This window comes from Streptomyces sp. NPDC006798, assembly GCF_040635975.1.
GTDB lineage: Bacteria > Actinomycetota > Actinomycetes > Streptomycetales > Streptomycetaceae > Streptomyces.
Genome location: NZ_JBEYIS010000005.1, coordinates 21,325 through 46,314, shown reverse-complemented (window position 1 = coordinate 46,314; position 24,990 = coordinate 21,325). Strand labels below are relative to the sequence as shown.

The 24,990-nt window shown below is 73.1% G+C and carries 20 protein-coding genes; 12 read left to right on the top strand and 8 right to left on the bottom strand.

Annotated features, from left to right (window positions below):
• Window positions 1–98 precede the first annotated feature (98 nt).
• Both ABZ714_RS04660 and ABZ714_RS04655 read left to right on the top strand, forming a co-directional pair.
• On the top strand, window positions 99–2,174 hold the full coding sequence (locus ABZ714_RS04660) for a TerD family protein (RefSeq protein WP_358823811.1): 2,076 nt from the start codon (window positions 99–101) through the stop codon (window positions 2,172–2,174).
• A 221-nt stretch (window positions 2,175–2,395) separates the two neighbouring features.
• On the top strand, window positions 2,396–3,430 hold the full coding sequence (locus ABZ714_RS04655) for a TerC family protein (protein WP_358823680.1): 1,035 nt from the start codon (window positions 2,396–2,398) through the stop codon (window positions 3,428–3,430).
• A 118-nt stretch (window positions 3,431–3,548) separates the two neighbouring features.
• Here ABZ714_RS04655 and ABZ714_RS04650 read toward each other — a convergent pair whose 3' ends face one another.
• Genes ABZ714_RS04650 through ABZ714_RS04635 form a run of 4 tightly spaced genes read right to left on the bottom strand, consistent with a single transcriptional unit; the run spans window position 3,549 to window position 7,741 of the window.
• Window positions 3,549–4,907 (bottom strand): ABC transporter permease, encoded by a 1,359-nt coding sequence (locus ABZ714_RS04650; RefSeq protein ID WP_358823679.1) that lies wholly within the window; start codon window positions 4,905–4,907, stop codon window positions 3,549–3,551.
• Window positions 4,904–5,743: an ABC transporter ATP-binding protein gene (locus ABZ714_RS04645; RefSeq protein ID WP_358823678.1), complete on the bottom strand. Its 840-nt coding sequence runs from the start codon at window positions 5,741–5,743 to the stop codon at window positions 4,904–4,906. The genes ABZ714_RS04650 and ABZ714_RS04645 overlap by 4 nt, the downstream gene beginning before the upstream one ends.
• Window positions 5,740–7,179, bottom strand: a complete 1,440-nt coding sequence (locus tag ABZ714_RS04640) for a peptidoglycan-binding protein (RefSeq protein ID WP_358823677.1) — start codon at window positions 7,177–7,179, stop codon at window positions 5,740–5,742. The genes ABZ714_RS04645 and ABZ714_RS04640 overlap by 4 nt, the downstream gene beginning before the upstream one ends.
• Complete coding sequence (locus ABZ714_RS04635; protein WP_358823676.1) at window positions 7,172–7,741, bottom strand: hypothetical protein; 570 nt, start codon at window positions 7,739–7,741, stop codon at window positions 7,172–7,174. Before ABZ714_RS04635 ends, ABZ714_RS04640 begins: the two co-directional genes overlap by 8 nt.
• A gap of 246 nt (window positions 7,742–7,987) precedes the next feature.
• Between ABZ714_RS04635 and ABZ714_RS04630 the strand changes: the two genes are divergently transcribed.
• Both ABZ714_RS04630 and ABZ714_RS04625 read left to right on the top strand, forming a co-directional pair.
• Entirely contained in the window at window positions 7,988–8,644 is a 657-nt protein-coding gene (locus ABZ714_RS04630) for a response regulator transcription factor (RefSeq protein WP_358823675.1), read from the top strand.
• The gene (locus ABZ714_RS04625; RefSeq protein WP_358823674.1) at window positions 8,641–10,107 is read left to right on the top strand and encodes a HAMP domain-containing sensor histidine kinase; all 1,467 of its coding nucleotides are present in this window, start codon (window positions 8,641–8,643) and stop codon (window positions 10,105–10,107) included. Before ABZ714_RS04630 ends, ABZ714_RS04625 begins: the two co-directional genes overlap by 4 nt.
• A 165-nt stretch (window positions 10,108–10,272) precedes the next feature.
• Here the strand turns inward: ABZ714_RS04625 and ABZ714_RS04620 are convergent, their stop codons facing one another.
• A complete protein-coding gene (locus ABZ714_RS04620) occupies window positions 10,273–10,929 on the bottom strand; it encodes an MBL fold metallo-hydrolase (protein ID WP_358823673.1) in 657 nt (218 codons plus the stop codon).
• 203 nt (window positions 10,930–11,132) lie between these two features.
• Window positions 11,133–11,897 (bottom strand): maleylpyruvate isomerase family mycothiol-dependent enzyme, encoded by a 765-nt coding sequence (locus ABZ714_RS04615; RefSeq protein ID WP_358823672.1) that lies wholly within the window; start codon window positions 11,895–11,897, stop codon window positions 11,133–11,135.
• 279 nt (window positions 11,898–12,176) lie between these two features.
• Between ABZ714_RS04615 and uvrA the strand changes: the two genes are divergently transcribed.
• The gene (gene uvrA / locus ABZ714_RS04610) at window positions 12,177–15,113 is read left to right on the top strand and encodes an excinuclease ABC subunit UvrA (protein WP_358823671.1); all 2,937 of its coding nucleotides are present in this window, start codon (window positions 12,177–12,179) and stop codon (window positions 15,111–15,113) included.
• A 164-nt stretch (window positions 15,114–15,277) separates the two neighbouring features.
• Here uvrA and ABZ714_RS04605 read toward each other — a convergent pair whose 3' ends face one another.
• The gene (locus ABZ714_RS04605) at window positions 15,278–16,180 is read right to left on the bottom strand and encodes a carbohydrate kinase (RefSeq protein ID WP_358823670.1); all 903 of its coding nucleotides are present in this window, start codon (window positions 16,178–16,180) and stop codon (window positions 15,278–15,280) included.
• A 212-nt stretch (window positions 16,181–16,392) separates the two neighbouring features.
• On the opposite strand from ABZ714_RS04605, the gene ABZ714_RS04600 reads away from it, so the two are divergent.
• Window positions 16,393–16,821, top strand: a complete 429-nt coding sequence (locus ABZ714_RS04600) for a Rieske (2Fe-2S) protein (RefSeq protein ID WP_358823669.1) — start codon at window positions 16,393–16,395, stop codon at window positions 16,819–16,821.
• 51 nt (window positions 16,822–16,872) lie between these two features.
• On the opposite strand, the gene ABZ714_RS04595 is transcribed toward ABZ714_RS04600, so the two are convergent.
• Window positions 16,873–17,796: a hypothetical protein gene (locus ABZ714_RS04595; RefSeq protein WP_358823668.1), complete on the bottom strand. Its 924-nt coding sequence runs from the start codon at window positions 17,794–17,796 to the stop codon at window positions 16,873–16,875.
• Window positions 17,797–18,157: 361 nt separating this feature from the next.
• Between ABZ714_RS04595 and ABZ714_RS04590 the strand changes: the two genes are divergently transcribed.
• The 6 genes from ABZ714_RS04590 to whiA all read left to right on the top strand — a co-directional run bounded on the left by ABZ714_RS04590 (window position 18,158) and on the right by whiA (window position 24,871).
• Window positions 18,158–18,790, top strand: a complete 633-nt coding sequence (locus tag ABZ714_RS04590; RefSeq protein WP_358823667.1) for a papain-like cysteine protease family protein — start codon at window positions 18,158–18,160, stop codon at window positions 18,788–18,790.
• Window positions 18,787–19,680, top strand: a complete 894-nt coding sequence (locus ABZ714_RS04585) for a hypothetical protein (protein WP_358823666.1) — start codon at window positions 18,787–18,789, stop codon at window positions 19,678–19,680. Before ABZ714_RS04590 ends, ABZ714_RS04585 begins: the two co-directional genes overlap by 4 nt.
• Window positions 19,681–19,825: 145 nt before the next feature.
• A complete protein-coding gene (uvrC, locus tag ABZ714_RS04580; protein WP_358823665.1) occupies window positions 19,826–21,895 on the top strand; it encodes an excinuclease ABC subunit UvrC in 2,070 nt (689 codons plus the stop codon).
• Window positions 21,892–22,830 carry an RNase adapter RapZ gene (gene rapZ, locus ABZ714_RS04575; protein WP_358823664.1) on the top strand — a complete coding sequence of 313 codons (939 nt, stop codon included), beginning with the start codon at window positions 21,892–21,894 and terminating at the stop codon, window positions 22,828–22,830. The genes uvrC and rapZ overlap by 4 nt, the downstream gene beginning before the upstream one ends.
• Complete coding sequence (yvcK, locus tag ABZ714_RS04570) at window positions 22,827–23,891, top strand: uridine diphosphate-N-acetylglucosamine-binding protein YvcK (protein WP_358823663.1); 1,065 nt, start codon at window positions 22,827–22,829, stop codon at window positions 23,889–23,891. Before rapZ ends, yvcK begins: the two co-directional genes overlap by 4 nt.
• The gene (gene whiA, locus ABZ714_RS04565) at window positions 23,882–24,871 is read left to right on the top strand and encodes a DNA-binding protein WhiA (protein ID WP_358823662.1); all 990 of its coding nucleotides are present in this window, start codon (window positions 23,882–23,884) and stop codon (window positions 24,869–24,871) included. Before yvcK ends, whiA begins: the two co-directional genes overlap by 10 nt.
• Window positions 24,872–24,990 lie beyond the last annotated feature (119 nt).

The following is a 24,990-nucleotide window of genomic DNA, read 5'->3' as shown; positions in this document are numbered from 1 at the left end:
ACCGCTTGCCATCCGCGGGCACCGCGCGGCGCGTACCGCCGTCGCACGGCACCCGCCCGACGACAGCAGAGCAGCTGAAGAACCGAGGGGACGAGGCGATGACGGCCGAGCTGGTCCGAGGGCAGAACCATCCGCTGCCCGAGACCGTCCTGGAGGTACGGGTCTCCGCCCATCACCCCGTGATGGTCTGCGCCGCGGGCGCCGACGAGGCCGGTACCGTACGCGACGCCTGGCTCGCGCACCCCGGCGCGCCGCGCCCGCTGCCCGGGGTCGAGGTCTCCACCGGGACCACCCCGGCCCCCCGCTTCCAGGTCGACCTCGGCGCCGTACCGGACGAGGTGCACCGGCTCCATCTGCTGATCGCCCTGCCCGAGGGGACCGGGGGACCGTCCCATTTCGGCGCCACCGCCGCGCCCTTCCTGGCCGTGACCGGCCGCCGGGACGGTAGCGAGATCGCCGGCTTCACCATCACCGGCCTCGACGCCGAGAACGCGGTGATCGCCCTGGAGCTCTACCGCCGCCAGGGCGCGTGGAAGGTCCGGGCCGTCGGCCAGGGATATCCGGGCGGTCTCGCCCAGCTCCTCGCCGACCACGGCCTCGAAGCGGCCCGGGAGCGGGCCGCCGAGATCGCCTCGGCGGTCGCCCGCCCGGCGCCGCGTACCGAGCCCGCCCGGCTCCGTACCCGCCCCGGCGACGACGGCACCCGCTCCGCGACCGGCGGCACGGGTCCCGCCGGTACCCGGCCCGCCCCCGGTTCCGGCTCCCCGGCCGACGGCTCGGACACCGTCCCGGCCGGGCCCGGCCCGCTGTCCGGCCCGGGTGCCCGCCCGGGCCAGCCCCCGCTGACCCCCGTGGCCGACAGCGGCGACGCGACCCTCCCGAGCGCCCCGGCCGGTCCCGGCGAGGGGCCGCGGGACGCCGGAGCGGGAGCCCCCACGGTCCCGGGCGGCCGGATCGACTACTCGCACCCCCGCCGCCGCCCGGCACCGCCGTCCCCGCCGCCCGCCGCACCGGCCCCCGCCGCCGCCGCCGGGGAGCCCGCCGGGCCCGTCGCCGGTGACGCCACGGGCTGGTCCATGGAGGAACGGCTCTACAACCAGATCTGGGGCATGTTCGAGGATCTGGCCCGTACCGTCGCCGCCTATCGCAGCGCCGTCGAGTTCGCCGAGTCCCGGCTCGACCAGGAGCTGGACCAGGCGCTGGCCGACCCGCGCAGCCGGATCGGCGGCGCCGGTGACGCCGCCCGCGACGCCGCCCGGGCCAAGTGCGAGCAGCTGACGGACCGGGCCCGGCAGTCCCTCGACCGGGACCTGGCCCAGCTCTCCGCCGAGTCCGATGTGGTCGAGCCCGCCCTGCCGCCCGCCTACGCCCGCTGGGACAACCCCGTCTGGCACGCCTACCGGGTTCCGACGGAGACCCCGATGGCGATCCGGCTGGGCGACCTCCAGCTCCCCGAGACGCCGGAGCTGCGTATTCCGTTCCTGCTCCGGCTGCCGCTGGAGCGGGGGCTGTGGGTGGACAGCGGACGGTCGGGCTCCGATACGGCCCTGATGCTCGACGAGGCCCAGCTGCGGAAGCTGGCCCTGGACTGCGCGGTCTCCCACGCGGCCCGGCTGGTGGCGGTCCATCCGCCCGGCGACTTCGCCGTCCAGGTGATCGACCCGGCGGGTACGGGCGCTCCGTCGCTGGCGCCCCTGGTGGAGTCCGGGGTGCTGGCGGTGCCGCCCGCGACCGGGGCCCAGGGGGTCGCGGCCACCCTCACCCGGCTGACCCAGCGGGTGGACCTGGTCACCATGGCGGTCCGCGGCGGCGCGCCCGACGCGCTCCCGCCGGACCTCGACACCTCCGAGCAGCTGCTGATCGTCAATGACTTCCCGCACGGCTTCGACGACCGCGCCGTCACCCAGCTGCGCTATCTGGCCGACGAGGGTCCGCAGGTCGGGGTGCATCTGCTGATGGTGGCCGACCGTGAGGACGCGCGTGCCTACGGTCCCGTACTCGATCCGCTCTGGCGGTCGCTGCTGCGGATCACTCCGGTCCCGGACGACCATTTGGCGGATCCCTGGGTACGGCATTCCTGGACGTACCAGCCGCCCATGATCCCGCAGGGGAGTGCGATTCTCGGCCAGGTACTCGGTCGAGTGGCCGAAGCTCGACGCTCATGGGAGCGCTGACCAGCCACTTTGAACTTTCTTTACCAACTGCTTTACCGGTGCTTTGGTACTCCTGTACGCTCGCTCTGAAGCGGAGGGGAGTACTCCCGAATGCGGCGTGCCCGTCAGTACGGACCCTCAGGTCCCGGGGCGCCGGCCCGAGTGTGGCGAGGCCACCCGGGTGGAGGAGACCTCCGGCAGCGACGACGCTGATCAAGTAGCCGTACGACGCCGGAGGCGCAGTGGACATCTCGTTTACCGTGTGGTTGTTGACCATCCTCGGTCTCTCAGCCCTCATTGCGGTCGACTTCTTCATCGGGCGCAAGCCCCATGACGTGTCGATCAAGGAAGCCGGAATCTGGACGATCGTCTGGATCGCGCTGGCGGTGCTCTTCGGCGTCGGCCTGGCGGTCTGGGGCAGCGGCCAGGCGTCCGGCGAGTTCTTCGCCGGATTCATCACCGAGAAGTCGCTCAGCGTCGACAATCTCTTCGTCTTCGTCCTGATCATGGCGAAGTTCGCGGTGCCGTCCCACCTCCAGCAGCGGGTGCTGCTGATCGGTGTGCTGATCGCCCTGGTCCTGCGGGCGATCTTCATCGCCGCGGGTGCCGCGATCATCTCCAACTTCTCCTGGGTCTTCTACATCTTCGGCGCGTTCCTGATCTACACCGCCTGGAAGCTCATCCAGGAGGCGCGGGCCGACGAGGACGACGAGGACTGGGAGGAGAACAAGCTCCTCAAGGCCGCCGAGAAGCGGTTCGGGGTCGCCGACCAGTACCACGGCACCAAGCTGTTCATCCAGAAGAACGGCAAGCGCATCATGACCCCGCTGATGGTGGTCATGCTCGCCATCGGTACCACGGACATCCTGTTCGCCCTGGACTCGATCCCCGCGATCTTCGGTCTGACCCAGGACCCGTACATCGTCTTCACCGCCAACGCCTTCGCCCTGATGGGTCTGCGGCAGCTGTACTTCCTGATCGGCGGACTGCTGAAGAAGCTGGTCCACCTCAGCTACGGCCTGTCGGTGATCCTCGGCTTCATCGGTGTGAAGCTGGTACTGCACGCACTGCACGAGAGCGGTGTGAGCGTTCCGGAGATCTCCATCCCGTTCTCGCTCTCCGTCATCGGCGGTGTTCTGGTCATCACCACGATCACCAGCCTCATCGCCTCCAAGAAGCAGGCCCGGCTGGAGGCCGAGCAGGCCGCGGCCGACGGCGGCGACGGGGACTCCGGGGCCGACGGCTCCGGCTCCGCGAAGGACAGCGTGGACGCCTGACGCCCGTAGGGCATACGGCTCGAGGGGTGGGTGCGACGACCGTCGCACCCACCCCTTCCGCGTCGCCGGACCTCCGGCGGCGTCGCCGACCGGGTCCGCGGTGCCCGGGGCGGGCGGCTCAGGGCGTGGCCAGCGCCTCCGTGGGCGAGAGCCCGGAGGCCCGTACCGCCGGATAGAGCCCGGCCAGCGCGCCGATGGCGAGGGTGGCGCCGATCCCCCCGGAGACCGCCCACAGCGGTACCACCGACGGCCAGCCCTGATAGACCGCGTATCCGGTGGTCACCCCGGAGCCCAGGACCGCCCCGCCCAGCCCGCCGAGGGCCGACAGCAGCAGCGACTCCGCCAGGAACTGGATCCGGACCTGGCCCCGGGTCGCCCCGAGGGACCGCCGGAGCCCGATCTCGGACCGGCGTTCCAGGACCGAGATCACCATGGTGTTGGCCACCCCGACCCCGCCGACCAGCAGGGCGACCGCCCCCAGGCCCAGCAGCAGGGCGGTGAACGCCTGGTCCGCCGCCTGCTGCGCGGCCAGCGCGTCCGAGGGGCGGGAGACGTCGACCTCGTTGGGCGCCTCCGGATTGGCGGTCGACCCGAGGACGTCCCGGACGCTCTCCACCTCCGAGTCGGCGGACCTCGCGTAGACGGTGGTCGGGCGTCCGTCGAACGCCAGCGCCGACTCCGCCACCGGCCAGCCGATCAGCGCCGCCTCGTCCAGTTCGGGGGCGAGCGCCGCGGGGGCGAGGACCCCGACGACGGTGAACATCCGGTCGCCGACCAGGATCTGCACATCGGGTCCCGGGCGGCCGATGCCGAGCCGTTCGGCGGCGGCGGATCCCAGGACCACCGCCGGATAGCGGCCGGTCGCCGCGTTCAGCCAGGTTCCGGTACGCAGCTCGGCCGCGACGGTCTCCAGCAGATTCGTCCGGACCGCGTAGGCGGTCAGCCCGTTCGTCCGTGCCTTGGGGATCTTCCCGGTCCGGAAGATCTTCGTCTCCGGTACCCGCCCGATCGCCGACACCTCGTCCACGGGGGCGATCCGGCCGACCATGGCCTCGGCCTCCGACGGCAGCCGGGCCTCGCCGCCGGTGAGCGTCGAGCCGGGCGCGACGGTGAGCAGATTGGTGCCGAGGGCGCTCAGCCGCCGGTCCAGCTCGGCGCGGGACGACGAGGAGATACCCACCACCGCGACCATCGCGGCGATACCGATCGCGATGCCCAGCGCCGACAGGAAGGCGCGCAGGGGGCGGGTCCGCAGCCCGACCGCCCCGACCCGCAGCACATCGCCGGGGCCCAGCCGCGCGGGCCGCAGCTCCCGGGCGTCGCTCCGCCGTTCGCGCCGCTCGTGCCGCTCGTGCCGCTCGTGCCGTTCGCGCCGTGCACGGCGGGTGCCGCCGGGGGCCGGGTCCCGGGTGAGCGGTACGTCCCCGGCCGGTGCGGGGGGCTCGTGGCCGGTCCGGGAGTTCGTACGCGGGCTCATCGGTACGCCCCCGTGGTGTCGCCCCGGCCGTCCGGGTCGAGCCGCCGGACCGGGTCGTACGGGCCGTTCGGCTCCGCACCGCCCGCCCCCCGGCCGCCCCGCTCCGGACCGCCCGGAACCGGATCGCCCGGAACCGGAGAGCCCGGAACCGGATCGCCCGGAACCGGGTCGTCCGTACGGGTGTCCGCGACCATCAGCCCGTCCCGCAGCAGTACCTGACGGGGCAGCGACGCCGCGATCTCCCGGTCGTGGGTGATCACCAGAACGGTGGTACCCGCCCGGTTCAGCTCCCGCAGCAGCCGCATCACCCCGTCCCCGGAGACCGAGTCCAGCGCGCCCGTCGGCTCGTCGGCGAGAAGCAGCGGAGGGTCCCCCGCCACCGCGCGGGCGATGGCCACCCGCTGCTTCTCGCCACCCGACAGCTCATGGGGCTCGTGGTCCGTCCGGTGCCCGAGGCCGACCCGCTCCAGCGCGCTCGCCGCCCGCCGCCGGCGCTCCGCCGGACGCAGCCCGCTGTACAGCAGCCCGTCCGCGACGTTCTCCAGCGCCGTGGTCCCGGCCGCCAGATGGAAGTGCTGGAAGACGAAGCCGATCCGGCCCGCCCGCAGGGCGGAGAGCCGGCGGTCGCTCAGCGCCCCCACGTCGTATCCGTCGATCCGTACCCGCCCCGTCGACGGCCGGTCCAGCGTGCCGAGGACATGCAGCATCGTGGACTTCCCCGAACCGGACGGGCCGACGATCCCGACCAGTTCGCCCCGGCCGATCCGGAGCGACACCCCGGCGAGCGCCGTCACCCCGCCCGGGTACACCTTGGTCACCTCCGTCAGTTCGATCACTTGGGCATCCCCACGATCGCCCCCTCGGTGACGCCGTCCCCGGAGATCTCCACCCGGCCCTCCGCGAACAGGCCCGTGGTCACCGGCAGATAGGTCGACGTGGTGCCGGAGACGACCTCCACCCCGAAGCCGCCGCCGGTGAAGGCCAGCAGGGCCGCGACGGGGACGCTGAGGACGTTGTTCCGGGTGCCCGCGACGAATTCGACGTCCACCGAGGCCGAGCTGAATCCCTCGGCGGCCCGCTGGGCCTTCGCCCCGCTCAGCGCGATGACGGCCTCGATCTTCGTGGTCGCCTCCTCCTGCCCGGTGGCTGGTTCGAGTACGGTGTCGACGCTGGCGACCCGGCCCGGGACCCGGCGGTCGTCCGGCAGGACGACCGTGACCTCGCGGCCCTTCTTCACCAGCCGCAGGTGTTCGGGTTCCAGCTCGACCGTGGCGGCCTTCGCGGTCCCCGTGTACGTGAGGATCTGGGCCCCCATCTGGACGGCGCCGCCCTTCGCGGCGTTCACCCCGTCGACCCGGATCGCGGCCGGGGTGAACACCACCCGCCCCAGGTCCACCACACCGGTCTCCGTCAGACCGAGGTCCTCCTGCCACTCCTTCACGGCGTCGGCGGTGAGGTCGGTGAACTCGTCGTCCACGGTGAAGCCGGTGTACCCCAGCTCCCGCAGATTCCGCTCGAACTGGCGGACGTCCTCGCCCTCGACCCCCTCCTTCAACGCGCGGTAGGCGGGCAGGGAGCCGTAGAGCAGAGTGACCGGCCGGTCGTCCACCGCGTACAGCCGCTGCCCCCGGCTGATCCGCTTGCCGCTCTCCGGTACGGCGGTGACAGTCCCGGCGATCCGGCTGGTGACGGTGGCCGAGGTGCCGTAGCCGAGGGCCCCGTCCGCCGTCTGGATGTCGCGCAGGGTCTGCCGGGTCACCTTCGCCGTGTTCGGCGGCAGACCGGCCGACTCCCCGTCACCGGCGTCCGCGTCGTCGCCGATACCGAGCCCGGCGACGGCGAGCGCGCCGCCCGCGGCGAGCACCGTGAGGACGGCGGCGATCCGGCGGCCGCGCTTCCGGCGGCGCCGTTTGGTCCGGCCGGGCGGCGCCGGGACGCCCCCCGGTTCGCCGTCCGGACCGGATCCGGCCGTTCCGCCGGGCCCGGCCTCGCCGGTCCGACCGTCCGGTTCGCCCGGTCCCGGGTCCTGGGCCGGGTCGGCACCCCGGCTCTTACCGGGCTCATCAGCCCCATCAGCATTATCAGCCCCTCCGGTTCGGTCGGGCGGTCCGTCGCGGCGGTCCTCGCCCGGCACGGATTCCCGGATTCCGTACGGCAGCCGGAGCCGGGCCGTCGTGGCGGCCGGACCGTCGGCGGACCCGCCGGGCCCGGCACCGTACGCGCCGACCCGGCCCGGCTCGCCCCCGCCGCGTCCCGCCGGCGACTCAGCCATCGAGTTCCTGCTTCCCCTTGCCCTTCGGCATCTCGCCCCGGCACTTCTCCTCGGCGCCCTTGAAGTCGGGGTCCTCGGTGATCCGGCCGTCGATCTGGATCCCGCCGCCCGACTGCGGGTCGGGGAACTCCTCGACCCCGTTGGTCCGCATGCACTGGGCGAACTTCCGCATCGACTCGGCCATCTTCGGATCGGGCTTCCCGCCCTTGGCCATGCCCTGCGGCTGGTACTTGCGGCAGGCCTCGTTCGCCTTCTCGGCCTTCTCCTTGGAGAGCCCCTCCGCGTTCATCTGGATCCTGCCGTCCTTGGGATCCGGCACGTCGAGCCCGTGTTCCCGCAGGCACTCCGCGAACTTCCGGGCCCTCTCCTCGTGGTCCGCGGGCACCGGGCCCTCCCCGTTCCCACTGCCGGCACCGCCGCCCCCCTCGGCCGCGCCCTTCGCCGAAGGGGCCGCGGCCACCTTCTCCTTGCCGCCGTCCGATCCGCAGCCGGTCAGCGCCAGTGCGAGAGCGGCCAGGACGGCCAGTGCCCCGGTCGCCGGACGGCGGGTGAGTGATCGCATCGTCGTGACTCCTCGTCCCGGGGCCGGTCGGTCCCGGCCCCTACGCCGACCGATGGAACGCCCCAGGAGGTTTCCACCCCGTTTCCGGCCCGGCCCGCGGTCCCGGCCCGGCGCCCCGCCCGCGAGCCCGGCGAGATCCACAAGAGGTGACCTAACGCGATGGAAACGCGACGGCGTCCACCATGGCGGTGAGCCCGATGACCACGGGGGTGTCGTCGGGACCCACTGACCCGGGGGAGGACGACCATGCGCGTACTGGTGGTGGAGGACGAGCCGAGGCTCGCGGACGCGATCGCCGAATGGCTGCGCGAGGAGACCCATGCCGTGGACGTCGTCCACGACGGCGCGGCGGCGCTGGAGCGCGTCGGCGTCAACGACTACGACGTCGTCGTCCTCGACCGGGATCTGCCGGTCGTCCACGGCGACGAGGTCTGCCGGGCCGTCGTGGGCACCGGCAGCACCGCCCGGGTGCTGATGCTCACCGCGGCGGCGGAGATCGCCGACCGGGTCGGCGGCCTCGGCATGGGCGCCGACGACTACCTCACCAAACCCTTCGCCTTTCCCGAACTCGCCGCCCGGGTCCTGGCGCTGGGCCGCCGCTCCCGGCCCGCGACGCCACCCGTGCTGCGCCGGGCCGGGATCACCCTCGACCCGGCGCGCCGCGAGGTGTTCCGCGACGGCCGCTACGTACCGCTGTCGCCCAAGGAGTTCGCGGTCCTCACCGAACTGCTGCGCGCCGAGGGGGCCGCGGTCTCCACCGAGCAACTGCTGGAGAAGGCGTGGGACGAGCACGCCGACCCGTTCACCGGTGCCGTACGGCTCGCCGTGCTCAAGCTCCGGCGGAAGCTGGGCACGCCGCCGGTGGTGGAGACGGTGACCGGAACGGGGTACCGCATCGCATGACGCACGGCCAGGACACCACCGACGACCTTCATGGCACCCCTGAGACCCCTGAGACCCCTGACAACTATGACTTACGTGACCGCGACGGCGGCACCGGCGCGGACGTCACGGGGCACGGGACCGGGGCGCCGTTGTCCGGCGACCGGGCCCGGTGCCGCCCGTCCGCCCGCGGAACCCCGGCGGGCAGACGCCGGTTCCGGCTTCCGCGGCCCGAGAAGCTGCCCCTGAGAGCCCGGCTGACGCTGATCTACGGCGGGCTGTTCATGGCCGCCGGGGTGGTGCTGCTCGGGGTGACGTACGTCCTCTTCGAGAATCAGGTCCCGAGGGGCGCCAAGTTCCTCGACGCCGTCCAGAAGGCGCCCACCGCCGGACCGCTCCCCACGGCGTCGCCCGGCGGCGGCCCGTCCGGCCGCCCGTCGCCCGGCGTGCCGCCGCCCGGCCCCGAGCAGCGGTTCATCGACATCAACGGCGTACGGACCACCGCCGAGGACGGCGCGGTCGCCCTGAAGCGTCAGCAGGAGGCGCTGAACGACGCGGCGGCCACCAGCCTCCTCAGCCAGGGCGGACTGGTCCTGGTGGTCGTCGGCGGGGTCGCCGCCGGATTCGGCTGGCTGGTCGCCGGCCGCGTACTGGCTCCGCTCCGCCAGGTCACCGAGACCGCGCGGCGGATCGCGGCCGCCCCCGCCGCGGGCCGGGGGCTGCATGAACGCATCGCGCTCTCCGGTCCCCAGGACGAGGTGAAGGATCTGGCCGACTCCTTCGACACCATGGTCGAACGGCTGGACCGCTCCTTCGACGGCCAGCGCCGCTTCGTCGCCAACGCCTCCCACGAGCTGCGTACGCCACTCACCCTCGGCCGGGCCCTGGTGGAGGTGGCCATGCACCGCAGGACCGCGTCCGACGACGTCCTGCGGCTCGGTGAGGACCTGCTGGAGATCAATCTCCGGCACGAGCGGCTGATCGGCGGGCTGCTGCTGCTCGCCGACTCGGAGAACGAGGTCACCGAACGGCTGCCGGTCGACATGGCGGACATCGTCGCCCATGTCGTCGGGCAGACCGCCACCGAGGCCCGGGCGTCGGGCATCACCGTCCGTGAATCGGCCGCCGAGGCGCCCACCAGCGGCAATGCCCTGCTCCTGGAACGGATGGTGCACAACTTGGTGGAGAACGGGATCCGGCACAACACCGGCCCCGGCGGTACGTTGCGCGTCGCGAGCCGGGCCGCGCCCGGCGGCGGGGCGGTGGTGGAGGTGGTCAACACCGGCCCGCTCGTCGCCCCGTTCGACGTACCGACCCTCTTCGAACCCTTCCGGCGGCTGGGCCGCGACCGGGTGATCAGCGCCAAGGGCGCCGGGCTCGGCCTCTCCATCGCCCGCGCGGTGGCCCGGGCGCACCACGGCACGGTGACGGCCCGGCCCCGGGACGGCGGCGGCCTCGTGGTGACGGTGACCCTGCCCCCGTGACGCCCGAAGGGCCCGGCGCGGCGGCCCGTGATGGCCGGAAACCGCCGTCCACCCGGGGCCGGGCCGGGGGTCCGGTGCCGCCCTCGGTCCCGTACGACCTCGTACAGCCATGACCGCCGTGAACCTGGTGACCCCGCCCGCCGGACCCCGTCCCGGCCGGTGGGGTCACCAGCCCCGGGCGTGCCACTCCGGCAGCTGTGGACGCTCCGCGCCCAGGGTGGTGTCCTTGCCGTGCCCCGGATAGACCCAGGTCTCGTCCGGCAGCCGGTCGAACAGCTTGGTCTCCACATCCCCGATCAGCCGGGCGAACGCCTCCGCGTCCTGCCGGGTGTTGCCGACCCCGCCGGGGAAGAGGCAGTCGCCGGTGAACACATGGGGGTGGCCGTGCGGATCGTCGTAGACCAGGGCGATCGAGCCCGGGGTGTGGCCCACCAGATGCCGGGCGGTCAGCCCGACCCGGCCGACGGTGATCACATCCCCGTCGTCCACCGGGACGTCGGTGGCCACCGGAATGCCCTCGGCGTCGTCCCGGCCCGCGTACGTCCGCGCGCCCGTCGCCGCCACCACCTCCGCCAGCGCCTGCCAGTGGTCGCCGTGGCGGTGGGTCGTCACGACGGACGCGATCGAGTCGTCCCCGATCAGCGAGAGCAGCGTCCCGGCGTCGTTGGCGGCGTCGATCAGCAGCTGCTCCCCGGTGGCGCGGCACCGCAGCAGATAGCTGTTGTTGTCCATGGGGCCGACCGCGACCTTGGAGATCATCAGATCCGTCAGCTCGTGCACATCCGCGGGCCCGCCGACCTTCACCACTCCGCTGTACGTCATGGTTCGAGCCTAGGGCCTCTCCCGGTCCCGCCGAAGGCCCCCGGGGTGGTCCGGACGCCCGTGGCCCGGAGTGCTTCCCGGGAAACCGGCGGGATCCGGCCGGACCGGGCCGTACGGGATCGGCGGAACCGGGCCGTACGGGGCCGGCTGGAACCGCCTCCCCGGAATCCGCCGGTCCCGCCGCCCGGAACCGGGTGCGGCGGCTACAGCGGCGGCAGGGCGGGCGGTGCGGCCGGGGTGCCGTCCGCCGTCGCCGCCCTCAGCGCCGGGTCGTCGCCCCGGCGCCCCGCGAGCCAGCCCACCAGGGACGCCGCGGGGCCCTCCACGGTGTGCGGCCCCTCGGAACCGGCGGCCCGGCCCGTCGTCCAGCTCCCGAGGCCGCCGGCGGCGGTGATCAGGGTCGGCGGTACGTCGGGGTGGCCGGTGAAGCGCTCCGCGAGAAAGGCCGTCTCGCGCAGCAGGAACTCCTCGGGAAGGTCTTCGAGCACGACCCCCGCGTCGAGGTCGACATGGTGGAGTTCGATCTCCACGAGCCTGCGGAAGGGGATCCGGGCGGCCCGGTCGGTGACCCCGTTGCGCAGGGCGACCGTACGGTTCCAGTCGGCGGGGCGGGCTCCGACGGCGGCCAGCCGGGCCGCGCTGTCGCGGACGTCGGCGAGCTGGACGTCGAGCGGGCGTCCCGCGTCCCGCTCGATATCGGCTTCGCGGGCCTCGGCGCTCGGGTACATGGGGCGTCCTTCGAGGACGTTGACGAGCGCGTCGGCGTTTCTGGCGATATGGGCGAGTACATGGCCGCGGGTCCAGCCCGGGAGGCGTGACGGTCCGGCGAGTGCCGCGTTGTTCCCGGTGGAACCGCCGTCGCCGCCGTCACCGGTACGGTCGCCGCCGTCGCCGAGCGTACGGGCGGTGGCGAGCAGCCGATCGGTGGCCTTCCGCAGCAGGTCGAGGTCGCGCAGGGGATCGATCATGCGGTCGACCCTAGCCCCGGCCGGGCCCTCGCCACACGATCGGGTGAAGACGGTTCCTGGCCGCGATAAATCGAATGCGCGTGCTATAGCCTGGGGCGAGGCATCCTTGGTTGTCGGGCATCGGTACGGCACGGGACCGTACGGCCCCCGCACCGGCGGGGGAGTCCCGCGAACCGCCCCGTCCCCCCGTGGCCCCCCGTAGGCTGGAACGGTCTGGTCGGCGGCCGGTGCCGTTGTGCAGGACAGGACCAGATCACTCAAGAAAGGTGCGGACCCGGCGTGGCCGACCGTCTCATCGTTCGTGGCGCTCGCGAGCACAATCTCAAGAACGTCTCGCTCGACCTTCCCCGTGACTCCCTCATCGTGTTCACGGGTCTCTCGGGGTCGGGCAAGTCATCGCTCGCCTTCGACACGATCTTCGCCGAGGGCCAGCGCCGCTATGTGGAGTCCCTGTCGTCCTATGCCCGTCAGTTCCTGGGGCAGATGGACAAGCCGGACGTCGACTTCATCGAGGGGCTCTCCCCGGCGGTCTCGATCGACCAGAAGTCGACCTCGCGCAATCCGCGCTCCACGGTCGGCACCATCACCGAGGTCTACGACTACCTCCGGCTGCTCTTCGCCCGGATCGGCAAGCCCCACTGCCCCGAGTGCCGCCGCCCCATCTCCCGGCAGTCGCCGCAGGCGATCGTGGACCGGGTGCTGGAGCTGCCCGAGGGCAGCCGGTTCCAGGTGCTGTCGCCGCTGGTGCGCGAGCGCAAGGGCGAGTTCGTCGACCTCTTCGCCGACCTCCAGACCAAGGGCTACAGCCGGGCCAGGGTCGACGGGACGACGATCCAGCTCGCCGAGCCGCCGAAGCTGAAGAAGCAGGAGAAGCACACCATCGAGGTGGTCGTCGACCGCCTGACGGTGAAGGGCAGCGCCAAGCGGCGGCTGACGGACTCCGTGGAGACCGCCCTCGGACTCTCCGGCGGCATGGTCGTGCTCGACTTCGTCGACCTCCCCGAGGACGACCCCGAGCGCGAGCGGATGTTCTCGGAGCATCTGTACTGCCCCTACGACGACCTTTCGTTCGAGGAGCTGGAGCCCCGCTCCTTCTCCTTCAACTCGCCCTTCGGCGCCTGCCCGGACTGCACCGGTATCGGCACCCGGATGGAGGTCGACGCCGAGCTGATCGTCCCGGACCCGGACAAGTCCCTCGACGAGGGGGCGATCCACCCCTGGTCCCACGGGCACACCAAGGAGTACTTCGGGCGGCTGATCGGCGGGCTCGCCGACGCCCTGGGCTTCGCCACCGACATGCCGTGGGGCGGGCTGCCGCAGCGGGCCAAGAAGGCGCTGCTGTACGGCCACAAGACCCAGGTCGAGGTCCGCTACCGCAATCGGTACGGGCGCGAACGCGCCTACACCACCCCCGCCTTCGAAGGCGCCGTGCAGTTCGTGCGGCGGCGGCACCAGGAGGCGGAGAGCGACTCCAGCCGTGAGCGCTTCGAGGGCTATATGCGCGAGGTGCCCTGCCCCACCTGCGAGGGGACCCGGCTGAAGCCCGTCGTCCTCGCGGTGACGGTGATGGAGCGCTCCATCGCCGATGTCTCGGGGATGTCGATCAGTGAATGCGCCGAGTTCCTGGGGCGGCTGAAGCTGACCGCCCGCGACAAGAAGATCGCCGAGCGGGTGCTCAAGGAGGTCAACGAGCGGCTGAGGTTCCTGGTCGACGTCGGTCTCGACTATCTCTCCCTCAACCGGGCCGCCGGCACCCTCTCCGGCGGCGAGGCCCAGCGGATCCGGCTGGCCACCCAGATCGGATCCGGTCTGGTCGGGGTGCTCTACGTCCTGGACGAGCCCTCCATCGGCCTCCACCAGCGGGACAACCACCGGCTGATCGAGACCCTGGTCCGGCTCCGCGACATGGGCAACACCCTGATCGTCGTGGAGCACGACGAGGACACCATCAAGGTGGCCGACTGGGTGGTCGACATCGGCCCCGGCGCCGGTGAGCACGGCGGCAAGGTGGTCCACTCGGGCCCGCTGGCCGAGCTGCTGGCCAACGACGCCTCGGCGACCGGCCAGTACCTCTCCGGCAAGAAGGCGATCCCCACGCCCGAACTGCGCCGCCCGGCCGACCCGGCCCGGCGGATCACGGTCCGCGGCGCCCGGGAGAACAACCTCAGGGACATCGACGTCTCGTTCCCGCTCGGAGTCTTCACCGCCGTCACCGGTGTCTCGGGCTCGGGTAAGTCCACCCTGGTCAACGACATCCTCTACACCCATCTGGCGCGTGAGCTGAACGGCGCCAAGTCGGTACCCGGACGGCACACCCGGGTCGACGGCGACGACCTCGTGGACAAGGTCGTCCATGTCGACCAGTCGCCCATCGGCCGGACGCCCCGCTCCAACCCCGCGACGTACACGGGCGTCTTCGACCATGTCCGCAAGCTCTTCGCCGAGACGATGGAGGCGAAGGTCCGGGGCTATCAGCCAGGCCGGTTCTCCTTCAACGTCAAGGGCGGCCGCTGCGAGAACTGCTCCGGCGACGGCACGATCAAGATCGAGATGAACTTCCTGCCGGATGTCTACGTCCCGTGCGAGGTCTGCCACGGCGCGCGGTACAACCGAGAGACGCTGGAAGTCCACTACAAGGGCAAGTCGATCGCCGAGGTGCTCGACATGCCCATCGAGGAAGCCCTCGCCTTCTTCGAGGCGGTGCCGACGATCGCCCGGCACCTCAAGACGCTCAACGAGGTCGGTCTGGGCTACGTCCGGCTCGGCCAGCCCGCGACCACGCTCTCCGGCGGTGAGGCCCAGCGCGTCAAGCTCGCCTCCGAGCTGCAGAAGCGGTCCACCGGGCGGACGGTCTACGTCCTCGACGAGCCGACCACCGGTCTCCACTTCGAGGACATCAGCAAGCTGATCACGGTCCTCTCGGGCCTGGTCGACAAGGGCAATACGGTCATCGTCATCGAGCACAACCTCGATGTGATCAAGACCGCCGACTGGGTCGTCGACATGGGCCCCGAGGGCGGCAGCGGCGGCGGCCTGGTGGTCGCCGAGGGCACCCCCGAGGAGGTCGCGGGCGTTCCCGCCAGCCATACCGGCAAGTTCCTGCGGGACATCCTCGACCCCGAGCGGGTCAGCGACGCGGCGGTGCCCCGGGCCAGGACCGCGCCCAGGAAGCGCGCCGCGAAGAAGGCCGCGCCCCGCGCCCGCAAGGCGTCGTAGCCGGGCGGCCGTGAGCCGCCGACGGGCCCGTACGGACTTCCGTACGGGCCCGTCGCCGTCCGCCGGGGTGGCCCGGAACCCCGACGACGGACCCGGGCCCGGATGCGCTGAGCCCGGCTACGGCCCCGGGCGCGTACGCCGTGAGCCCCGCGACGGCGGGACCGTCAGCCGAGCTCCGCGGCGTACGGAGGCTCCGCGCCCGGCCGCGAGCAGGTCACGGCCGCCGCCCGGGCCGCCAGACCGAGGACCTCGCGCCAGCCGTCCCCGCCCAGTGCGGCCAGTCCCGCCGCCGACAGCGCGTCCCGGGCGGCCAGCCCGTGGAGCAGGGCCGCGTTCACGGTGTCACCGGCCCCGATGGTGTCGGCGACCGCCACCGGGACGGCCGGGACCGAGACCTCCGTACCGTTCCGGGTACGGACCGTGAGCCCGCCCGCGCCCCGGGTCACCACCACCGCGTCCGGCCCCTCCGGCACCCCGCCCAGCCACTCCGCGTCCTCCTCGGAGAGCTTCAGCACCGAGACGTACGGCAGCCACGACCGGAACCGCTTCCGATAGGCGCCGGCGTCCGGGATCAGCGGCGGCCGCACATTGGGATCCAGCAGCGTGCACCGGCCCAGCCGGGCCTCCCGCAGCAACAGCGCCTCGTAGGCCGACGCGCCCGGCTCCAGGACGAGGGAGCAGGTCCCGAAGGCGACCGCCCGGGTCCCCGCCGACAGCGGCGGCGGCAGTTCGAACAGCCGGTCCGCGGTGCCCCCGGCGTAGAACGCGTACCCCGCCGAACCGTCCGCGCCCACCGCCGCGACCGCCAGTGTCGTCGGCTCGGGTCCCCGGACCACGAAGGACGTGTCCACCCCCGCCGAGACGAGCCCGCCCAGCAGCGCGTCCCCGAAGCCGTCCGAGGAGATCCGGGAGCAGAACGCGGCCGGAGCGCCCAGCCGCCCCAGGGCGATCGCCGTGTTGTACGGTCCGCCGCCCGGTCTCGGCGCCAGCGGCGGAAGCGGCCCGCCCGCCTCCCGCGGTGCCACGGGGACCAGGTCGATCAGAGCCTCACCGGCGACGACGATCATGGCCCCGAACGTACTCCATGGCCCGTCCGCGCCCCGGGGAGCCCGGACGAGGGCCGCCGGGGACGCGCCGGTATCGTCGGATCCGTCACCGTCGGCCGGACCGGCGGCGGGCCCGGCCTGCCCGGGGCCGCGTCCACCCGGCCGTCCGTACGCCCGACCCACCCGGTCCGGCCGCCCCGTACGCCCGGCCCTCCCCGAACTGTGGAGCCTCTATGTCCGCCACCCCCTCCGCCCGCCGTACCGTGCTGAAAGGCGCCGCCCTCGCCGGAGCCGCTGGCCTGGGGGTCGCCGCCTGCTCCACCGAGTCCAAGCTGGGCCGCGCGCAGGTCCCCACACCCACGGCGCCCGTCGACCTCGGCGCGGCCGACGCGGTACCGGTCGGCGGCGCCCGGCTCTACCGCGAGCAGCGGCTGGTGGTGAGCTGCCCGGCGAAGGGGGAGTTCAAGGCGTTCAGCGCCCAGTGCACCCACGCGGGCTGCGCCCTGGACAAGGTCGAAGGCGTGGAGGGCAACTGCCCCTGCCACGGCAGCCGGTTCGACGTCACCACCGGCCAGGCCCTGAACGGCCCGGCGACCGTACCGCTGCCGCAGGTCCCGGTCACGGTCCGGGACGGTCGGCTGATCGCGGGCCCGGACGCCTGAGCCGCCGCCGCGCCTGCCGCCCGGCGCCGGACGGTAGGGGACAGACTGCCGTCACTCCCAGTCCCAGTCGATGCCCAGGATCCCCGGGCGCACCCCCTGCTCCACCAGATGGACCGTACGGTGACGGCCGCTGAGGGTCAGATCGGTCCGGCCGCCGCGCGGGGCACCGGTCGTGGCCTGGGCGAACCGTCGGCAGCGCACCGGGAGCGCGCCCTCGTCGAACCGGATCTGGAGCACGTACTGGCCGCCCGCGTAGGTGAAGCCCCGGACGTACTCGGCGCTCGGACCGCCCGTGCCGTCCTCGAATCCGTAGCCGAAGAAGTACGTCTCACCGGCCCGCAACCGGGCGTCGAACAGTAATTCGGCGACCACGATGGCGCTCTCGCGGTGCCAGCGCACCCGCCCCGTACGGCAGTTCTCCAGCGCGCTGACCCGGACCCGGGCCGGATCGCAGCCGGGGTCGCCGTGGTGGATCGCCAGACAGCGGTCGACGCCGTCGCGGTGGGCCCGGACCACATGCTGGGAATCCCGGCCCAGCAACTCCCGGGCGCCCCCGATCCGGACCCGCTCGTGGTGGCCGACCGTGTGCAGTCCGGCGTCCGCCGGGGACTCCAGATCGGCCAGCAGCGCCTCCACGGTGTCCGAGACCTCCAGCAGGGACCGGTACGAGCGGGACGGCGGGCGCTCCACCTCGGCGGACTCGTTGACCCCCAGTAGCCGGGTCAGGGAGTTGCCCGGCAGATCGAGTACCTCCTCCAGTGCCCGGACGGCCCGCAGCGACTCGGGGCGCTGGGGCCGCCGGGCGCCCTGCTGCCAGTAGCTGAGGCTGGTGACGCCCACCTTGATGCCCCGATGGGCGAGATGGTGCTGGACGCGCTGGAGCGGCAGCCCGCGCACCGAGAGCGCGGCCCGCAGCGCCAGATGGAACGGGCCGGTGTGCAGCACCTGCTTCAGATCGGCCTCGGTGTGACCCATGGAACCTCCAGCGGTGTCGCGTCGGGCGGACGCGGCGGGGCGCGCCCGCCGCACCCGTGCGCGGGTCCGTGGACCGTGCCGGCGAAGGGGCCCGGCCGGGGCCGGGCCCGGCGGCGGAGCCCGCGCAAGGGCCGCACGGCGACCGGTGAACGTTCACGGCCCCCACCGCCTCCACCCGGGTCCGGGCACGGCGGCGCAGGTCGGGCAGGGGGAGCCGTTCACACCGCGGGCCGTCCCGTTCACAGCGCCGTGTCCCCCGCATTGAAGCGTGTTGACCTGCCCCCGACAAGGATGGACGCTCGACGGGCAGCGTCCGGACGCGCTCCTCCACCCCCACCCTCTCCCCTCGGGAGGAACGCGAATGAGTGATATGACGAAATGGCGACGGCTCGCCGCCACGGCGGCCGTTCTCGCCGCGGTCGTCACCCTTCCGCTGTCGGCCGCGACGGCGGCCCCGGCCGCACCCCCGTCCCCCGCGCCCGCCGCGGCGGCCCCGGCCGATCCCGGCGCCCTCGCCGTGAAGCGGCTCGACATCACCATGCAGGCCCAGGAGAAGACCAACTGGTGCTGGGCCGCCGCGGGCAACACCATCGCCTCTTACTACGGGCGCAACTACTCCCAGAACCAGTTCTGCAACGCCGCCTTCAACCGGCAGCAGAACACCCAGTGCCCCAACAACCAGGCCACGCTCGGCACCGTGCAGACCGGGCTGCGCTGGGCGGGCATCAGTCCCGGCTCGTACATCGGTGACTGGCTGCGCTACACCGCCGTCCAGACCGAGATCAACGCCAACCGGCCGATAGAGACCCGGATCCAGTGGTCCAGCGGCGGCGGCCATATGCATGTGATCTACGGCTACGACACCGCGAACAACTGGGTCTACTGGGCCGACCCCTGGCCCTCCAGCTCGCGCTACAACTGGGCATCGCACGCCTGGTACGTCAACAACGGCTCCTTCTCCTGGACCCACTCGCTGTACCGGATCGGAGCGTGAGCGCGATGCAGCGGAACCCCTTCAACGGCCACCCCGCCCCCACCGCTGCCGACAGCGCTCCCGAGACCGGGCACCGCAGGGCGGCCCTCGTCGCGGGCGCCGCCGTCTGCCTGGCCTTCGGGGCCCTCGGCACCTTCACCGGCACGGCCTCCGCGGCCGGTCCGGTCCCGGCGCCCGCCCCGGCGTCGGCGGGCGATCTGACGGCGGCCAGGGCCGCCGCCACCTCCCCGGCCACCCTCGACACGCTCTCCCGGTTCTTCTCCCGGGACGGCGCGGTGCCCCGGACAGCCGCCGAGCCCCGGTCGGACGGCGCCACCGTGCCCGTCTACGTGCTCTCCCCGGCCTTCGTGGCGGGCAAGGCGGGCGCCCCGGTGGCCGAGGCGCAGTTCCTGGCCACCCCCGCCGTCGCGTCCGACGGACAGAGGGCGTCGGTCTGGGCGGCCCGTACCGGCTCCGGCTGGCAGGTGGTGAACATCGCCACCGGCGACGACGAGTTCCGGTACGCCCGGGCGGGCGCCGCGAAGCTGCCCGGCGGGACCGTCTTCCGCGAGCCCCAGACGGATGCCTGGTACGTCACCGGAGGCAGCCGGGTCCTGCCGCTCGACCAGGACGCCGTGAAGGCCGTCGGGGCGAAGGGGACCACCGTCGCCGCCTACCGGAACCGGGTCACGGCGGCCTACGGGGACAAGCTGCCCGGCTCCCCGTACGCCAAGAAGGGCGCGGCGGGCGGCTACGCGGCCCCCGCGGCGGCTCCGGAGCGGGCGGCCGGCGCCGGCTCCGGCGGCGGGGACGACAGCACCACCGCCGTCGCGGCCGGGACCGGCGGGCTGGTCGCCCTCGCCCTCGCCGGGATAGCCGCCCGGCGGCTGCGCCGGTCCCGGGAGGTCTGACCCGGGCCCGGCCCGGGGTGCCCCCGCCGCCGCCGTGACGGGCTGCGGGGGCACCCCGGAACACGACTCCGGTGGGCCCGCGGCAAGCCTTCGCCGCGGGCCCACCGGCCCTGGACTGTCAGTGACCGCCAGTAGGGTGGACGGTATGGCAGACCCCTCCAGCTACCGCCCCAGGCCGGGAGAGATCCCCGACTCACCGGGGGTCTACCGGTTCCGCGACGAGCACCGCCGGGTGATCTACGTCGGGAAGGCGAAGAACCTCCGCGCGCGCCTCGCCAACTACTTCCAGGACGTGGCGAATCTGCATCCGCGCACCGCCACGATGGTGACCACGGCCGCGTCGGTGGAGTGGACGGTGGTGGCGACCGAGGTCGAGGCGCTCCAGCTGGAGTACACCTGGATCAAGGAGTACGACCCCCGGTTCAATGTGAAGTACCGGGACGACAAGAGCTATCCCTATCTCGCCGTCACGCTCAATGAGGAGTTCCCCCGGGTCCAGGTCATGCGGGGCGCCAAGCGCAAGGGCGTCCGGTATTTCGGCCCCTACGGGCACGCCTGGGCCATCCGCGAGACCGTCGATCTGATGCTCCGGGTCTTCCCCGTCCGCACCTGCTCAGCCGGGGTCTTCCGCAATCACCGGCAGAAGGGCCGCCCCTGTCTGCTGGGATACATCGGCAAGTGCTCGGCGCCCTGCGTCGGCCGGGTCACACCCGAGGAGCACCGGGAGCTGGCCGAGGAGTTCTGCGACTTCATGGCCGGTCGTACCGGCGCCTATCTGCGCCGCCTCGAAGGGCAGATGGCCGAGGCGGCCGAGGAGATGGAGTACGAGCGGGCGGCCCGGCTGCGGGACGACATCGCGGCCCTGCGGCGCGCCCTGGAGAAGAGCGCCGTGGTGCTCGCCGACGCCACCGACGCCGATCTGATAGCGGTGGCCGAGGACGAACTGGAGGCGGCCGTCCAGATCTTCCACGTCCGCGGCGGCCGGGTGCGCGGACAGCGCGGCTGGGTCACCGACAAGGTCGAGGCCGTCGACACGGCGGGACTGGTCGAGCACGCCCTCCAGCAGCTCTACGGCGAGGAGCGCGGCGACGCCGTGCCCAAGGAGGTCCTGGTCCCCGCCCTGCCCGCCGGGCCCGAGGCCGTCGGCGACTGGCTCGCCGAGCGGCGCGGCTCCCTGGTCTCCCTCCGGGTGCCCCGGCGCGGCGACAAGAAGGCCCTGATGGAGACCGTGGAGCGGAACGCGCAGCAGGCGCTGGCGCTGCACAAGACCAAGCGGGCCGGCGATCTCACCACCCGCTCCCGGGCGCTGGAGGAGATCGCCGACGCCCTGGGTCTCGACTCGGCGCCGCTGCGGATCGAGTGCTTCGACATCTCCCATCTCCAGGGCCAGGACGTGGTGGCGTCGATGGTGGTCTTCGAGGACGGGCTGCCGCGCAAGAGCGAGTACCGCCGCTTCCAGATCAAGAGCTTCGAGGGCCAGGACGACGTCCGGGCCATGCACGAGGTGATCGGCCGCCGCTTCCGCCGCTATCTGGCGGAGAAGGACCGGACGGGGGAGTGGATCGGCGCCGACGACGCTCCGGTCACGGGCCCTGACGAGCCGCTGACCGGTACCACCGTCACCGAGGGGCCCGGCGCGGTCACCGAAGGTGCCGGAGCGGAAGCCGAAGGCGGCCGGGACGACGACGGGCGGCCCCGGAGGTTCGCGTACCCGCCCCAGCTCGTCGTGGTCGACGGCGGGGCGCCCCAGGTCGCGGCGGCCCGCCGGGCCCTGGACGAGCTGGGGATCGACGACGTCGCGGTCTGCGGACTCGCGAAGCGGCTGGAGGAGGTCTGGCTGCCCGGCGACGACGACCCGGTGGTGCTGCCCCGCTCCAGTGAGGGCCTCTATCTGCTCCAGCGGGTCCGTGACACGGCACACGATTTCGCCATCCGCTATCAGCGCTCCAAACGGACCAAACGCATCCGTACCAGCCCTCTCGACGCGATTCCCGGCCTCGGGGAGACCCGGAAACAAGCTCTGATCAAGCATTTCGGCTCGGTGAAGCGGCTGAAAGGCGCCACAATCGAGCAGATCTGCGAGGTTCCCGGGATGGGACGCAAGACCGCCGCGTCGGTGGTCGAGGCCCTCGCCCAGGCGGCACCGGCCGCCCCGGCCGTGAACACCGCGACCGGAGAGATCATGGAAGAGGACGACGGGGGAAGCACGGAATGAACAAGCACCACACAGACGGAGCGGCAGACGTGAGTACGGGCACGGTCAACGAAGTCGGCGGCGGCACGGAGGCGGCCATCCCGGAGCTGGTCATCATCTCCGGAATGTCGGGCGCGGGCCGCAGTACCGCCGCCAAATGCCTGGAGGACCTCGGCTGGTTCGTGGTCGACAACCTCCCGCCCGCCCTGATCCCCACCATGGTGGAGCTCGGCGCGCGTTCCCAGGGGAACGTGGCCAGGATCGCGGTCGTCGTCGACGTCCGCGGCGGCCGCTTCTTCGACAATCTGCGCGAATCGCTCGCCGATCTCGCCGCCAAGCGGGTCACCCGGCGGATCGTCTTCCTGGAGTCCTCCGACGAGGCCCTGGTCCGCCGCTTCGAGTCCGTCCGCAGGCCGCACCCCCTCCAGGGCGACGGCCGGATCGTCGACGGCATCGCCGCCGAGCGGGATCTCCTGCGCGAGCTGCGCGGCGACGCCGATCTGGTGATCGACACCTCCAGCCTCAACGTCCACGAGCTGCGGGCCAAGATGGACGCCCAGTTCGCGGGCGACGAGGAGCCCGAGCTGAGGGCCACCGTGATGTCCTTCGGCTTCAAGTACGGCCTGCCGGTCGACGCCGACCTCGTGGTGGACATGCGCTTTCTGCCCAACCCCCACTGGGTCCCCGAGCTGCGGCCCTTCACCGGCCTCAACGAGGAGGTGTCGAACTACGTCTACAACCAGCCCGGCGCCAAGGAGTTCCTGGACCGCTACACCGAGCTGCTCCAGCTGATCGCCGCCGGATACCGCCGCGAGGGCAAGCGCTATGTGACGGTCGCCGTCGGCTGTACCGGCGGCAAGCACCGTTCCGTGGCCACCGCCGAGAAGCTGGCCGCCCGGCTCTCCTCGGCCGGTGTCGAGACCGTCGTCGTCCACCGTGACATGGGGCGCGAGTGACCGGACACTCCCTGCGCCTGCGGCGGCTGCGCCGGTTCGGCTCCTCCGCCGGGCCGCGCAAGCGGGGCGCCCAGCCCAAGGTCGTCGCCCTCGGCGGCGGCCGGGGGCTCTCCGCCTCCCTCGCCGCCCTGCGCCGGATCACCGGCGACCTCACCGCCGTCGTCACCGTCGCCGACGACGGCGGCTCCAGCGGCCGGCTCCGGGAGGAGCTGGGCGTCCTGCCGCCGGGCGATCTGCGCAAGGCGCTGGCCGCGCTCTGCGGGGACGACGACTGGGGCCAGACCTGGGCCCGGGTCATCCAGCACCGCTTCCAGTCCGGGGGCGAGCTGCACGACCACGCCGTGGGCAATGTGCTGATCGTCGCCCTCTGGGAGCAGCTCGGCGACCATGTCCAGGCCCTCGACCTGGTCGGCAGGCTGCTGGGCGCGCACGGCCGGGTGCTGCCGATGTCCGCCGTACCGCTGGAGCTCCAGGCGCTGGTACGGGGACACGACCCCGACCGGCCCGACGAGATCGGCACCGTCCGGGGACAGGCCACGGTCGCCCTCACCCCCGGGGAGGTCCAGTCCGTCCATCTCGTCCCGGCCGATCCGCCCGCCGTACCGGAGGCCGTGGCCGCCGTCCTTGACGCCGACTGGGTGGTTCTCGGACCCGGTTCCTGGTTCTCCTCGGTCATCCCCCATCTGCTGGTCCCCGAACTGCTGGACGCGCTGGTGGAGACCAAGGCGCGCCGGGTGCTGTCGCTCAATCTCGCCCCGCAACCGGGCGAAACGGAAGGCTTCTCACCGCAGCGTCATTTGGAGGTTTTGGGACGACACGCGCCTAAACTCGCCCTGGACGTGGTGCTGGCCGACGAGGCCGCCGTGCCCGACCGCGATTCCCTCGCCGACGCCGCAAAACGCCTCGGTGCCGCGGTCGAACTGGCGCCCGTGGCGGTCGCCGGTGGGTCCTTCGCCCCGGGCGAAGGCCCCGGGCCGGTTCCGAAGCACGACCCGGAGCTGCTGGCCGCCGCGTACGACCGTATTTTTCGGATGCATGGAAGGATCGGCCCATGGCGATGACGGCAGCGGTGAAGGATGAGATCTCCCGGCTTCCCGTCACCCGGACCTGCTGCAGAAAGGCGGAGGTCTCGGCGATCCTTCGGTTCGCGGGCGGACTGCACCTGGTCAGCGGGCGGATCGTGATCGAGGCGGAGCTGGACACCGGGATCGCCGCCCGCCGGCTGAAGCGGGACATCCTGGAGATCTTCGGCCATGGCTCCGAGCTGATGGTGATGGCCCCCGGCGGGCTGCGCCGGGGCTCCCGCTATGTGGTCCGGGTGGTCGCGGGCGGTGACCAGCTGGCCCGCCAGACCGGCCTGGTGGACGGCCGGGGCCGCCCCATCCGGGGGCTGCCGCCGCAGGTGGTCTCCGGGGCGACCTGTGACGCCGAGGCGGCCTGGCGCGGCGCCTTCCTGGCCCACGGTTCCCTCACCGAGCCCGGCCGCTCCTCGTCGCTGGAGGTCACCTGTCCCGGCCCCGAGGCGGCGCTGGCCCTGGTCGGCGCGGCCCGGCGGCTCTCCATCGCGGCCAAGGCCCGGGAGGTCCGGGGCGTGGACCGGGTCGTCGTCCGCGACGGCGACGCGATCGGGGCGCTGCTCACCCGGCTCGGGGCGCACGAGTCCGTGCTGGCCTGGGAGGAGCGCCGGATGCGGCGCGAGGTCCGGGCCACGGCCAACCGGCTCGCCAACTTCGACGACGCCAATCTGCGCCGCTCGGCGCGGGCCGCGGTGGCGGCCGGCGCCCGGGTCCAGCGGGCCCTGGAGATCCTCGGCGAGGAGGTGCCCGAGCACCTCGCCGCCGCGGGACGGCTGCGGATGGAGCACAAGCAGGCGTCGCTGGAGGAGCTGGGCGCCCTCGCCGACCCGCCGCTGACCAAGGACGCGGTCGCCGGGCGGATCCGCCGGCTGCTGGCGATGGCCGACAAGCGCGCCCAGGACCTGGGCATCCCGGGTACGGAGTCCAGCCTCACCGAGGAGATGGCCGAGGGCCTCGTCGGCTGACCGCCCCGTCCCGGCCGCCCGTCGCCGGGTCCGGCCGGGAGGTCCGGTCCCGTATGCCCGGATGTACGTACGTCCGGGCGGTCCCGGCCCGCCCCGTATCCGACCCCCTGTCCCGGTTC